The organism is Streptomyces sp. NPDC050674 (assembly GCF_040654575.1).
In the GTDB taxonomy this organism is placed as follows: domain Bacteria; phylum Actinomycetota; class Actinomycetes; order Streptomycetales; family Streptomycetaceae; genus Streptomyces.
On sequence record NZ_JBFAIG010000001.1, the window covers coordinates 290,438 to 302,912 of the forward strand.

General features: G+C 71.8%; 11 protein-coding genes. 2 read left to right on the forward strand and 9 right to left on the reverse strand.

The genetic code is table 11. From position 1 onward, the window contains the following. Positions 1 to 2 precede the first annotated feature (2 nt). The 5 genes from AB0I06_RS01180 to AB0I06_RS01200 all read right to left on the reverse strand — a co-directional run bounded on the left by AB0I06_RS01180 (position 3) and on the right by AB0I06_RS01200 (position 5,208). On the reverse strand, positions 3 to 818 hold the full coding sequence (locus AB0I06_RS01180; protein WP_363116623.1) for a lysophospholipid acyltransferase family protein: 816 nt from the start codon (positions 816 to 818) through the stop codon (positions 3 to 5). After that, positions 818 to 1,585: a GNAT family N-acyltransferase gene (locus tag AB0I06_RS01185; protein ID WP_363116624.1), complete on the reverse strand. Its 768-nt coding sequence runs from the start codon at positions 1,583 to 1,585 to the stop codon at positions 818 to 820. The genes AB0I06_RS01180 and AB0I06_RS01185 overlap by 1 nt, the downstream gene beginning before the upstream one ends. A 225-nt stretch (positions 1,586 to 1,810) precedes the next feature. Beyond that, on the reverse strand, positions 1,811 to 2,557 hold the full coding sequence (locus tag AB0I06_RS01190; RefSeq protein WP_363116625.1) for a succinate dehydrogenase/fumarate reductase iron-sulfur subunit: 747 nt from the start codon (positions 2,555 to 2,557) through the stop codon (positions 1,811 to 1,813). After that, positions 2,554 to 4,503, reverse strand: coding sequence for a fumarate reductase/succinate dehydrogenase flavoprotein subunit (locus tag AB0I06_RS01195; RefSeq protein ID WP_363116626.1), 1,950 nt, complete (start codon positions 4,501 to 4,503; stop codon positions 2,554 to 2,556). Before AB0I06_RS01195 ends, AB0I06_RS01190 begins: the two co-directional genes overlap by 4 nt. Continuing rightward, positions 4,504 to 5,208 (reverse strand): succinate dehydrogenase, encoded by a 705-nt coding sequence (locus tag AB0I06_RS01200; RefSeq protein ID WP_363116627.1) that lies wholly within the window; start codon positions 5,206 to 5,208, stop codon positions 4,504 to 4,506. 83 nt (positions 5,209 to 5,291) lie between these two features. Here AB0I06_RS01200 and AB0I06_RS01205 point away from each other — a divergent pair, with 83 nt between their 5' ends. Continuing rightward, positions 5,292 to 6,176, forward strand: coding sequence for a LysR substrate-binding domain-containing protein (locus tag AB0I06_RS01205; RefSeq protein WP_363116628.1), 885 nt, complete (start codon positions 5,292 to 5,294; stop codon positions 6,174 to 6,176). 6 nt (positions 6,177 to 6,182) lie between these two features. On the opposite strand, the gene AB0I06_RS01210 is transcribed toward AB0I06_RS01205, so the two are convergent. Further along, entirely contained in the window at positions 6,183 to 6,776 is a 594-nt protein-coding gene (locus tag AB0I06_RS01210) for a peroxiredoxin-like family protein (RefSeq protein WP_363116629.1), read from the reverse strand. A gap of 109 nt (positions 6,777 to 6,885) precedes the next feature. Here AB0I06_RS01210 and AB0I06_RS01215 point away from each other — a divergent pair, with 109 nt between their 5' ends. Continuing rightward, positions 6,886 to 7,500, forward strand: coding sequence for a TetR/AcrR family transcriptional regulator C-terminal domain-containing protein (locus AB0I06_RS01215; protein WP_363116630.1), 615 nt, complete (start codon positions 6,886 to 6,888; stop codon positions 7,498 to 7,500). A gap of 26 nt (positions 7,501 to 7,526) precedes the next feature. Here AB0I06_RS01215 and AB0I06_RS01220 read toward each other — a convergent pair whose 3' ends face one another. The 3 genes from AB0I06_RS01220 to AB0I06_RS01230 all read right to left on the reverse strand — a co-directional run bounded on the left by AB0I06_RS01220 (position 7,527) and on the right by AB0I06_RS01230 (position 11,788). Beyond that, positions 7,527 to 9,671 carry an EAL domain-containing protein gene (locus tag AB0I06_RS01220; protein ID WP_363116631.1) on the reverse strand — a complete coding sequence of 715 codons (2,145 nt, stop codon included), beginning with the start codon at positions 9,669 to 9,671 and terminating at the stop codon, positions 7,527 to 7,529. After that, positions 9,668 to 10,480, reverse strand: coding sequence for an SAM-dependent methyltransferase (locus AB0I06_RS01225; RefSeq protein ID WP_363116632.1), 813 nt, complete (start codon positions 10,478 to 10,480; stop codon positions 9,668 to 9,670). The genes AB0I06_RS01220 and AB0I06_RS01225 overlap by 4 nt, the downstream gene beginning before the upstream one ends. Positions 10,481 to 10,813: 333 nt before the next feature. Continuing rightward, positions 10,814 to 11,788 carry an SCO0930 family lipoprotein gene (locus AB0I06_RS01230; protein ID WP_363116633.1) on the reverse strand — a complete coding sequence of 325 codons (975 nt, stop codon included), beginning with the start codon at positions 11,786 to 11,788 and terminating at the stop codon, positions 10,814 to 10,816. Between the last annotated feature and the right edge of the window lie 687 nt (positions 11,789 to 12,475).

The following is a 12,475-nucleotide window of genomic DNA, read 5'->3' on the forward strand; positions in this document are numbered from 1 at the left end:
GGCTACGCCACGAGCGCGGTGTGCGCCCAGGCCGGCGCAGCCGTCTGCCGCGGCTGCGCCGAGCGGGCGAGCGAGCGGCGGTCGGGGCTGCTGCCCGGGCGGATGGCATCCCGGACCTCGACCGTGGCGACGAGGCCGCGGGCCGTCACCACCCGCCACACGGAGGCCACGAGCGTGTCCTCACCGACGTACGCGGGGACCGTGGTGGCCGTCGCGCCGCCGGCCCGGTAGCCGATGCGTACCGGCTGGACCGGCACCCCCGCGTCCAGCGCCGCCTGGAAGACGGCACGGCGGAAGGTGCCCTGGGCCCGGCCGCACCAGGTGCTGCCCTCGGGGAAGGCCGCGACCGCGGCGCCCGTGCGCAGCGCCCCGGCGATCCGGGCGACCGTGTCCGGCAGGGCCCGCAGCCGGTCCCGGTCGATGAACAGGGTTCCGCCGCGCGCGGCCAGCGCACCGACGACGGGCCAGCGCCGCACCTCGGCCTTGGCCAGCATCCGCGCGGGGCGCACGGCGGCCAGCAGCGGGACGTCCAGCCAGGAGATGTGGTTGGCGACCAGCAGCAGTCCGCCGGTGGGGGCGGCGGCACCGGTGAAGCGGACCCGGACCCCCGCGGCCCGTACGATGCACCGGCACCACCGCCGGACCATGGACTGCGGTATCCGGGGGCCGAGGGGCGTCAGCGCGATCCCCGCGAGGAGCAGCAGCAGGACCGCGGCCAGCCGCAGCACGGCCCGGGGCACGGCCCGCGCCCGCACGGCCGCGGGGGTCTCGACACAGGACCGCGGTGTGCAGGGCGCGGTGGGCAGCCAGGTGCTCATCAGGCCGGCACAAGGGAGAGGAAGTGCCGCAGGTAGCGTGCGTTGACGCGGCTCATCGGCAGCAGCACGTACAGGTCGGCGACGCCGAAGTCCGGGTCGTGGGCCGGTTCCCCGCAGACCCAGGCGCCCAGGCGCAGATAGCCGCGCAGCAGGGCGGGCAGTTCGACGCGGGCGGCGGGCGGGGGACCCGGGGTCCACGGCAGCAGGGGCCGCACCCGGAACTCCGCCGGGGCGAGGTGCCTGCCGCTCACCCGGTCCCAGGTGGCGGACGCGAGGGTGCCGCCGTCGCCGAGCGGGACGGAGCAGCAGCCGGCGAGCCACTCGTGGCCGCGCTCGACCATGTAGCGGGCGATGCCGGCCCAGATGAGGCTGATGACCGCGCCGTCGCGGTGGTCGGGGTGCACGCAGGAGCGGCCGACCTCGACGAGCCGGGGCCGGATGTCGTCGAGCGAGGTGAGGTCGAACTCGCCCTCGGAGTACAGCCGTCCGGCGACCGCCGCGCGCTCCGGCGGCAGCAGCCGGTAGGTGCCGACGACCTGGCCGGTCGTCTCCTCGCGGACGAGCAGGTGGTCGCAGTACGCGTCGAAGGCGTCGGCGTCGAGGCCCGGCTGCGGGCCGGACAGCGCGGCCCCCATCTCCCCGGCGAAGACGTCGTGCCGCAGCCGCTGCGCGGCCCGCACGTCCTCCTCGTTCCGGGCGAGGGCGACGGTGTAGCGGGTGGGGGCCGTGGGCTGCGCGGGGCGGTCGACGGTCAGTACGCCGGTCATGGCTCTCTCCTGGTCACGGGCCGGTTCGGTGCGGCGGGGCAGGGCGCTGAGCGGTGTCGTGCGGTCCTCAGGACCCTGTTTTCCCGACGCCGGCTGACCGTCGCGTGTCATGCACAGAGAGAGCGGATGTGGGGTTGCTGAACGGCTCGCGCCCACGGACGCGGGGAACCGCGCGCTCCGCCACGACGCACCCACGGCCGCCGCGGCACCGGAGCCCCTGCGCCGCTACCGCTTCACCTTCCGCGCCGCCCGCAGCCACTCCTTGTTCATGCTCGTGATGGACATCAACGGGATGCCCTTCGGGCAGGCGGTGGCGCACTCACCCGCGAGCGTGCACCCCCCGAACCCCTCCGCGTCCATCTGCTCCACCATGTCCAGCACCCGCGTCTCCCGCTCGGGTGCCCCCTGCGGCAGTACGTTCAGATGGTTGATCTTGGCGGAGGTGAACAGCATCGCGGCGCCGTTGGGGCAGGCCGCCACACAGGCCCCGCAACCGATGCACTCGGCGTGCTCGAAGGCGAGGTCGGCGTCGGGCTTGGGCACGGGCGTGGCGTGCGCCTCGGGGGCCGAGCCGGTCGGCGCGGTGATGTACCCGCCGGCCTGGATGATCCGGTCGAACGCCGACCGGTCCACGACCAGGTCCTTGATCACCGGGAACGCCGACGCCCGCCACGGCTCGACGTCGATCGTGTCGCCGTCCGAGAAGGACCGCATGTGCAGCTGGCAGGTGGTCGTCCGCTCGGGTCCGTGCGCGTCGCCGTTGATGACGAGCGAGCACGCCCCGCAGATGCCCTCGCGGCAGTCGTGGTCGAAGGCGACGGGATCCTCGCCCTTGACGATGAGTTCCTCGTTGAGGGTGTCGAGCATCTCGAGGAAGGACATGTCGGGCGAGATCCCGTCCACCTCGTACGTGGACATCGTGCCGTCTGCTCGGGCGTTCTTCTGCCGCCAGACGCGCAGGGTGAGCTTCATGCGTAGCTCCGCTGGGTGGGGTGGACGTACTCGAAGACCAGGTCTTCCTTGTGCAGGACGGGAGCCTCGCCGGTGCCGGTGAACTCCCAGGCGGCCGCGTACGCGAACTCCTCGTCCCCGCGCGCGGCTTCGCCGTCGGGTGTCTGGGACTCCTCGCGGAAGTGACCGCCGCAGGACTCCTCGCGGTGCAGCGCGTCGAGGCACATCAGCTCGGCGAGCTCCAGGTGGTCGACGATGCGGTTGGCCTTCTCCAGTGACTGGTTGAACTCCTCGCCGGTGCCGGGCACCTTGATGCGCCGCCAGAACTCCTCCCGGATCTGCGGGATGCGCTCCAGTGCCTTGCGCAGTCCCGCGTCGGTGCGGGCCATGCCGCAGAACTCCCACATGAGTTCGCCGACCTCGCGGTGGAAGGAGTCGGGGGTGCGGTCGCCGTCGACGGACAGCAGCAGGTTGAGCCGGTCCTGGGTGTCGGCCAGCACCTCCTGGACGACGGGGTGTTCGTCGCTGACCGCGTCGGGGTGCGGGGTGCGGGCCAGGTAGTCGTTGATGGTCGCGGGGAGGACGAAGTAGCCGTCCGCGAGTCCCTGCATCAGCGCGGAGGCGCCGAGCCGGTTGGCGCCGTGGTCGGAGAAGTTGGCCTCACCGATGGCGAACAGTCCGGGGATCGTGGTCTGGAGGTCGTAGTCGACCCACAGTCCGCCCATCGTGTAGTGCACGGCGGGGTAGATCCGCATCGGCACCTCGTACGGATCCTCGTCGGTGATCCGCTGGTACATGTCGAAGAGGTTGCCGTACTTGGCTTCCACGGCCGCTCGTCCCATCCGGCGGATGGCGTCGGCGAAGTCGAGGTAGACGCCCTGCCCGCCGGGTCCCACTCCCCTGCCCTCGTCGCAGACGTTCTTCGCGGCCCGGGAGGCGATGTCGCGCGGAACGAAGTTGCCGAAGGACGGGTAGACGCGCTCCAGGTAGTAGTCGCGCTCGTCCTCGGGGATCTCGCCCGGGGACCGGTTGTCGCCCTTCGTCTTCGGCACCCAGATGCGGCCGTCGTTGCGCAGCGACTCGCTCATCAGCGTCAGCTTGGACTGGTGGTCGCCGGTGCGCGGGATGCAGGTGGGGTGGATCTGGGTGAAGCAGGGGTTGGCGAACAGGGCTCCGCGCCGGTGGGCCCGCCAGATGGCGGTGGCGTTGGAGTTCATGGCGTTCGTCGACAGGTAGAAGACGTTGCCGTAGCCGCCGGAGGCCAGGACGACGGCGTCCGCGAAATAGGTGTCGATCTGCCCGGTGATCAGGTCCCGGGCGACGATGCCGCGCGCCCGCCCGTCGACGACGATCAGGTCGAGCATCTCGGTGCGCGGGTGCATCTCGACGTTCCCGGCGGCGATCTGCCGGCTGAGGGCCTGGTAGGCGCCGAGGAGCAGCTGCTGGCCGGTCTGGCCGCGGGCGTAGAACGTGCGGGAGACCTGCACGCCGCCGAAGGAACGGGTGTCGAGCAGCCCGCCGTACTCACGCGCGAAGGGCACGCCCTGGGCCACGCACTGGTCGATGATCTCGACGGAGATCTGCGCGAGGCGGTGGACGTTGGACTCGCGGGCGCGGAAGTCGCCGCCCTTGACGGTGTCGTAGAACAGGCGGTGCACGGAGTCGCCGTCGTTGCGGTAGTTCTTGGCCGCGTTGATGCCGCCCTGCGCGGCGATCGAGTGGGCGCGGCGGGGCGAGTCCTGGTAGCAGAACTGGACGACGTGGTAGCCCTGTTCGGCGAGGGTGGCGCCGGCGGAGCCGCCGGCCAGGCCGGTGCCGACGACGATCACGGTGTGCTTGCGCCGGTTGGCCGGGTTGACCAGCCTGGCCTCGAAGCGGCGCTTGTCCCAGCGCTCGTGAATCGGCCCGGAGGGGGCCTTGGTGTCGGTGACCGGCTCGCCGGTGACGTAGTCCGCGTAAGAGGTCATTCAGCTCACCACTCCGGTCATGACGGCCACGGGTACGGCGATGAAGCCGGCCGTGAGCAGCAGCGCGAGGACGTTCGCGAGGGTCTTCAGGGCGCGGTCGCGGGTGCGGCTGCCGGCGCCGAGGGTCTGGGCGGCGCTCCAGAAGCCGTGCCGCACGTGCAGGCCGAGCGCGAGCATCGCGACGATGTAGACGACGTTGCCGTACCAGGTGGAGAAGGTGTCCACGACGTTCTGGTACGGGCGGCCCGTCTCGAAGCCGGGGTGCACGGTGCCGGTCGTCAGGTCGAGGATGTGCCAGACGATGAACAGGCCGAGGATGATCCCGCCCCAGCGCATGGTGCGCGTGGCGTAGGAGGCGCGGGGCTTCTTGTGCACGTACTTGCCGGGCCGCGCCTTGATGTCGCGGCGGCTGAGCTGGTAAGCGGAGACCGCGTGCGCGGCCACGGCGACCACGAGGACGACGCGGACGAGCCAGAGCGTCCACTCGTAGTGCATGAACGGCTCGCCGACGGTGCGCAGCCAGTGCGCGTAGTGGTTGAACTCGCCCGCCCCGAAGAAGATCTTCAGGTTTCCGATCATGTGGACGACCAGGTACAGCAGCATGATGAGACCGCTGACCGCCATCACGGTCTTCTTGCCGACGGTGGAGTCCCACACGGTGCGTGCGAAGGACGGCCGCCGGTCCGTCCGCGTTGCCAGAGCCATGGAACAGCACGCTACGGACACGCGGCCGATCGGTCCAAGACATGGTCCGGCTTGTTTCCATAGGTTGGGGCTATCGTGTGAGGGTGCAGTTCCAGCAGCTCCAGTACTTCGTCGCCGTAGCCGAGACCCGGCACTTCACCCGGGCCGCAGAGCTGGTCCATGTCGCGCAGCCGTCGCTGTCGCAGCAGATCAAGGCGCTGGAGCGGGAGCTGGGGGCGGATCTGTTCCTGCGCGCCCGGGGCAACATCACGCTCACGGACGCCGGGGAGGCGCTGCTCCCCCTCGCCCGGCGCATCCTGGCCGACGCGGACACGGCCCGGCACGAGGTGCAGGAACTGGCGCAGCTGCGCAGCGGGCGGGTGCGGCTGGGGGCGACGCCCAGCCTGTGCACCGGTCTGCTGCCGGACGCGCTGCGCGCCTTCCACGACCGCTACCCCGGGATCCGGCTCCTGATCGAGGAGGGCGGCTCGCACGATCTGGTGCGGGAGCTGGCGCGCGGGGCGCTGGACCTGGCGCTGGTGGTGCTGCCCCTGCCGTCACCGGCACCGGCGCTGACCACGGTGGAACTGCTGCGGGAGGACCTCGTCGTGGTCTCCTCGCCGGATGCCCCGCGTCCCGGCCGGGGGCGGCGCACCGTGCGCGTCGCCGACCTGGAGGGTGAGCGGCTGGTGATGTTCCGGCACGGGTACGACCTGCGGGAGCTGACGGTGGCGGCGTGCCGGGCCGAGGGCTTCGAACCCGACTTCGCGGTGGAGGGCGGGGAGATGGACGCGGTGCTGGGGTTCGTGCGGGCCGGGCTCGGGCTGGCCGTGGTGCCCCGGATGGTCGCGACGCGGTCGGGGTCCGGCCTGCGGGTCACACCGCTGGCCGGACCGGGTCTGCATCGCACGATCGCGCTGGCACATCGCAGTGACGTGGCTCCGCCCCGGGCCGCCCGGGAGTTGCAGCGGATGCTGCTGGAGCGGTGAGGGCCCCTACCGCGCCGGGAGGTGGCCGGTGGCCTGCCGGGGGGAGGACGCGAGCCGCAGGAGCTCGTCGACGGGCCACTGGTCGTAGACGTGGTCACCGTACTTGGCCGCGAGGATCCGGCCGTCGGGGCCGATCAGGAAGTCGGCGGGCAGGCCGAGCCTGCCACCGGGCTGGCTGGCCGCGGGGAGTCGCTCGCGGCCGCGGAGCACCTCCCATCCGCTGCGCAGCACCGCCCCGACGACCGGCCCCCAGGCGCGCGGACTGAGCAGGGCCCGGGGAGCCGACTCGACGCCGAACTCGACGTACAGACGCTTGTCCGGATCGGCGACGACCGCGAAGGGCAGGTCGGCGGTGTGCGGGAGCAACTCCTGGGCCGGTGAGTGGAAGACCACGACCTCGCGGATTCCCGCGGCCTCGATCTCGGCGTGCCGGCGGACCACCGACCGCAGGTGCAGCTGGCACACGGGGCACCCGGCGAACCGCCGGAACTGGAGGTGCACCAGGCACTCCGGGTCGGGGACACCCACGGGATCGCCCGAGACGGTGGCGAGCCGGCGCGCGGTGACGGTGGAACCGGGCCGTAACGGTCGTGCGGGCATACGCGTCAGCATGGACATCCCTCCGTAGGCGTACGATGTACTCCTACGGAGCGTAAGCGTATCCCGTACACCTGACAAGGTAGGCGTATGACGTACGCTGATGGGCGTCATGCCTCGTCCCCGCTCACTCAGCCACGCCCAACTGGCCTCGGCCGCCCTCGCGGTGATCGACCGCGACGGCCTCGCCGGCCTTTCCATGCGCTCGGTCGCGAAGGAACTCGGCATGAGCACCATGGCGCTCTACCGGTACGTGGACGACCGCGAAGAGCTGGAGAGGCTTGTCGTCGACCTCGTCCTGGAGAGCATGGACACCGAAGCTCCCGGCCCGGGAACGCACTGGCACGAACGGATCGAGGCGCTGGTGCGACGGCTGCGCGACGCCATGGCGGCCCATCCGGAGACCGTGCCCCTGACGGTCGCCCACCGGCACCGGTCCCTCGCGGGGCTGCGCTGGTCGGAGTCCGTGCTCGGCGTGCTCACGGAGGCCGGGTTCGACGGCGAACGGCGGGTGGTCGCGCTGCGGGGCCTGCTGGGCTACGTCATCGGCGCCATCCAGCTGGAGCACCTCGGTCCCCTGTCCGGCGAGGGCACGGTCGCCATCTCCGAGCTGCCGCCCGACGCCTTCCCCCACATGACCGAGACCGCCCGGCACGCCCGGAAGGTCAGTGCCGACCGGGAGTTCCTGGGCGGTCTCGCGCTGCTGCTGCGCGGGTTGGGCACCTGACCCGGTCGCGCGGCGGCCCCGGAGCGTCAGCCGGTGGCGTCCACCAGGGCCAGTTCGTGCAGGCGCTCGGGCGGGCCGGGCCTCGCGTAGTACCAGCCCTGCGCCGTGTCGCAGCCGAGTACGCGCAGTTGTTCGGCCTGGGCTCCCGTCTCCACGCCCTCGACGGTCACGGCCAGGTCCAGGCTGTGCGCCAGCGAGACGATCCCCTCGACGATCTTCAGGTCGACCGGGTCCGCGGGGAACTGCTGCATGCTCTGGGTGAAGGAGCGGTCCAGCTTCAGGACGCTGACGGGCAGCCGGCGCAGATTGGCGAGGTTGGAGTAGCCCGTCCCGAAGTCGTCCAGGGCGATGTCGACGCCCATCTCCGCCAGCCGCCGCAGCGGCTTCAGCAGGTCGTCGTCGGCACCGATCAGCGCCGACTCCGTGACCTCGAGGCACAGCGCGTCGGGCGCGACTCCGGTCCGCTCCAGGATGTCGACCGTGTCCTGGACGAGGCCGGGGTGCGTCAACTGGCACGGCGACAGGTTCACGTTGATCCGCAGCGGCCCCACCGCCTCGACGCCGCCCTGCAGTTCGCGCCATTCACGGGCCTGGCGCACCGACTGCTCCAGCACCCAGCGCCCCAGCGGCACGATGAGCCCGGTGTGCTCCGCGAGCGGGATGAACCGGTCCGGCCCGAGCACACCGTGCTGCGGATGCAGCCAGCGCACCAGGGCCTCGGCGCCCCGGACGCTGCCGTCCCCGAGATGCACCAGCGGCTGGTACTCGATGAAGAACTCGCCCCGCTCCAGCGCCGTCGGCAGCGCCGTGGTCAGGCCGTGACGCGTGATGACGCGGGCGTCCGCCTCCGGATCGGCGAGTTCGAAGCGATTACCGCCCGCCGACTTGGCCCGGTACATGGTGATGTCCGCGCTGCGCAGCACCTCCGCCGGGCTGCGCTCCCCGGCCGGGCCCTCGACGATGCCGATGCTGCCGCGCACGGTCAGCTCGCGGCCGTCGACACTGATCGGCGCGAGCAGCGCGTTCATGATGCGGCCGGCGAGTTCGTCGACCTCGCGCTGGGTGTCGGGCCCGGTGGTCAGTGCCACGAACTCGTCACCGCCGAGCCGCGCCACCATCTCGCCGGGCGCGGTGGCGCAGGACTGGAGCCGGTCGGCGACCTCCACCAGCAGCCGGTCGCCGGCCGCGTGGCCGAGGCTGTCGTTGACGGTCTTGAAGCCGTCGAGGTCCAGGTAGCACAGCCCGAACCGCTGGCCTTCCCCGGCGCCCAGGGCCTTCTCCAGGCGCTCGAAGAAGAAGGTGCGGTTGGGCAGCCCGGTCAGGGCGTCGTGCGTGGCCTCGTAGCGCAGCCGGAGGTTGAGCAGCCGCCGCTCGGTGGTGTCCTCCATCAGGGCGAGCTGGTACTGCGGATCGCCGTCGGCGTCCCGCAGCAGGGAGACGGTCAGATTGGTCCACAGGACGGTGCCGTCCGGGCGGTAGAACGCCTTCTCCAGGTGGTAGTGCTCCCGCTCGCCCCGCACGAGTTCGTCGTAGAGCCGCCAGGTCTGCGGAGCGTCGTCGGGGTGCGTCCACTCCCGGACGTTGCGGCTGCGCAGGGTCTGCTCGGACACTCCGAACATGCGCAGCAGGGCGCCGTTGACCTGCAGTATGTTGCCTTCGAGGTCGGCCATGCCGATGCCTATGGCCGCGCCCTCGAAGACGGCGCGGAACCGCGCCTCACTCGCGTGCAGGGCCTGCGCCACCACGCCCTGCGCCTGGAGCGCGGCCCGTGCGATGGCCTCCTGCTCGGCCAGGGTCCGCTCGCGCAGCGCCCGGGCGAAACCGGCGGCCATCGCGTGCTGGAGGCGTGCGCACCGGGCCCGCAGGCCCTCCTGGTCGCCGTCGCCGCCGCAGTACAGCACCAGGTAGGCGTCGACGCAGTCCAGGGTGCGGCTGAGCGCCTCCGGGTCGGTGCAGTGCACGTCCACGAGGGCGGCGCCGACCGTCCGGGCCGCGTCGGAGTCGAAGGTCCGGGCCAGCAGCGCCTCACTCAAGCGGCGTGCCAGGGGCAGCAGTTGGGCCTCGAACTCGGGGCGGGTCGACGACGTCGAGGTCACCGGGAAGACGGCCCGGCTCCAGATCGTCGCGAAGCGGCGCAGTCTGTCCTCCGGCCCGTCCGGCTCCGCGATCACGCCGTACGCCCCACGCCGGCGAACCCCGAGAACGCGTACGGATCCTCGTCCTCCGGTGCCGTGTCGGGCCGCCAGTGCGGCGGCGGCACCAGTCCGGGTTCCACCATGTCGTACCCCTCGAAGAACCGCGCGATCTCCTCGCGCGAGCGCATGATCAGCGGGTTGCGGATGTCCTCGTACACGTCAACCGCGCCCCCGGCCCGCTCCGGCGGCAGGGGGATCCCCTCGTAGGAGGCGTGGGTGAGCACGAGCAGGCTGCCCGGTGCCAGCGCCGCGCCGAGCTCCGCCACCGCCCCGTACGGATCGTCCTCGTCTTCCACGAAGTGCAGTATGGCAACGAGGAGCAGCGCCACTGGCTGATTCAGGTCGATCAGCCGCTCCACCCCGGGGCTGTGCAGGATCTCCTGGGGCTTGCGCAGGTCCGCGGCGACGACGCCCGCGTCCGCGTTGCCCTTCAGGACCGCTTCGCTGTGCGCCACGGCCACCGGGTCGTGATCGACGTACACCACGCGCGCACCGGGGCGGGCGGCCTGGGCCACCTCGTGCACATTGCCGAAGGTGGGGATGCCGGAACCGATGTCGAGGAACTGGGAGATGCCCTGCCCGGCCGCGTGGCGCACGGCGCGGCGCATGAACGCGCGGTTCGCCTGCATGATCTTGGGGAGCCCCGGCAGGAACTCCATGGCCCTGCGGGCCGCTTCCCGGTCCACCTCGAAGTTGTGCGATCCGCCCAGGTAGTAGTCGTACATCCGGGAGACGCTGGGCACCGAGATGTCGATGCTCCGTGGGGCCCAGGCGGGACGCTCCATCTATCTCTCCAAGGCGTAGGCGATCCGGTGTTCGAGCAGAGGCTACTGATCGCCCGCCAATGGAGCGACCCGAAACGGAAATTGACCATCCGTTCCCGGTCACTGCCTGCGGCACGTGCCGAATTGATACCCCTCCGCATGCGCCTCGAACATATGACGATCAGTGTCCGGGGCAATGCGGAGAGTTCCGGTCCGCAAGGGGAGGAAGGTCAGGGGGTCGAGGGGTTCGGGTGAAGGCACGCACAGCGGTCCGCCCCTCCGTGGGGTACGGAGGGGCGGACCGGGTCTGCGCTTCGGACGGGCGGGGCGATCCGCCCCGGGGAGGTCTCCTCGCTACTCCGAGGCGCCGACCAGCTTCCCGTCGGGCCGCACGGCGTACCAAGTGCCGCCGACGCCCTGGCCGTTGGTGTCACCGGGAGCCTTGTCACCGGCGAAGGTGTAGATGGGAGAGCAGTTGATTGTCTGCTGCGCGCCCTGGCCGTCGGTCCGCTCGAAGGTCATGTAGCCCTTCTTCTGGATGCCCTTGGTGTCGGCGAAGTCGACGGGCTCCACGAGCGGCCACTTCTCCAGGCACGCTCCACTGCAGTTGGAGACCGGCTTGGGCCAGGCCTCGTCCTTCTTGAACCGGTAGACGGTCATGCCGTTCTTGTCGACGACGATCTCGCCGAGCTTGGGGTCCTTGCGGGTGGACAGCCCGGCCTGGACCACTTCGCCACCGGCGTCGGCCCCGCCGCCCTGCGCCTTCTTGCCGTCGGGGGCGAGCGCGTACCACTTGCCGCCCACGCCCTGGCCCTTGACGTCACCCGCGTTGACGTCCTTGGCGTACCGGTAGGCGGGCCAGCCGCCGACCGTGAGCTGCTTGGTGCCGTCGGCCCGCGTGACGGAACCGAGCAGCGCCTTGTCGATGCCCTCGCCGGCCTCGGCGTCGTCGGCCGGGACCGGCGGCCAGGTCTTGGCGCAGTCGCCGTCGCAGTTCGTCTTGGGCGGCTCGGCCGTGTCCTGGTCGAACCGGTACAGGGTGAGGCCGAGGCTGTCGGTGACCACCTTGCCGACCTTTTCGGCGGTGGAGACGGACAGCTTGCCCGCGGGGCTGGAGGGACTGGAGGGGCTCGGCGCGGCCGGCTGGCCGGTCGCGGTGGTGCCGCCCGTCCCGCTGCCCGCGCCGATGCTCCCGTAGTCCCCGGCCGCGGCCGTCGCGCCCACGTTCTGGCTGGCCGCCGGTGGGCTGTCCTGACCGCACGCCGTCGTCAGCGCCAGGACCGCCGCGGCGCTCGCCACGAGTGAGGCGCTCCGCCAGGAGGTCTTCATCGTCAACTCCCCATAATCGCAAGGGTGTTGCAGCGCCCTGCTGCGCCGCCGCACGGCCATGAGTACGCATGGGGACCCCGGTGGCGTTCAACCGTCGGCCGAATTTCTTTCCGGGACCCGTCACGAGCGCCGCACGTCGTCGCACACGCGTGCGCGCAAGGCCCCCTGCGGGCTACCTCTGATCAAACCGGCGACACCCGAAGATCCCTCTTTCGGGGCAATACCCTTGCGCTCCGGCACGTCCTGGCGGCAGAAGGTTCATGATCTTCGTCGTGCATGGACCCCTTTCGACCCAACCCGCCCTTGCCGCACGGGCCTTGGCGGTGGCGACGCTGACCTGGGTGCTCGTCGGCGCACCGGCCGGCGTGGCTGCGGCCGACGCCTGCGCGTACGCCTCGACGGGGCCGGACGGCACCGAGGCGGTGGCGTACGCCGGAAGCAGGAAGACCTGGCCGACCAAGCCGCCGTGCCCACCCCCCACACCGACCCCCACGCCGACCCCGACCCCGACTCCACCACCGCCGAAGCCGACACCTCCGCCGAAGCCGACACCCCCTCCGAAGCCCACGCCCCCGCCCCCGCCGAAGCCGACACCGGACCCGCCGCCCGCGCCGAAGCCCCCTCCCCCACCGCCGAGACCGGCACCCACGGCCGAGCCCGAGCCTCCGCCCCCGCCACCACCCGCGC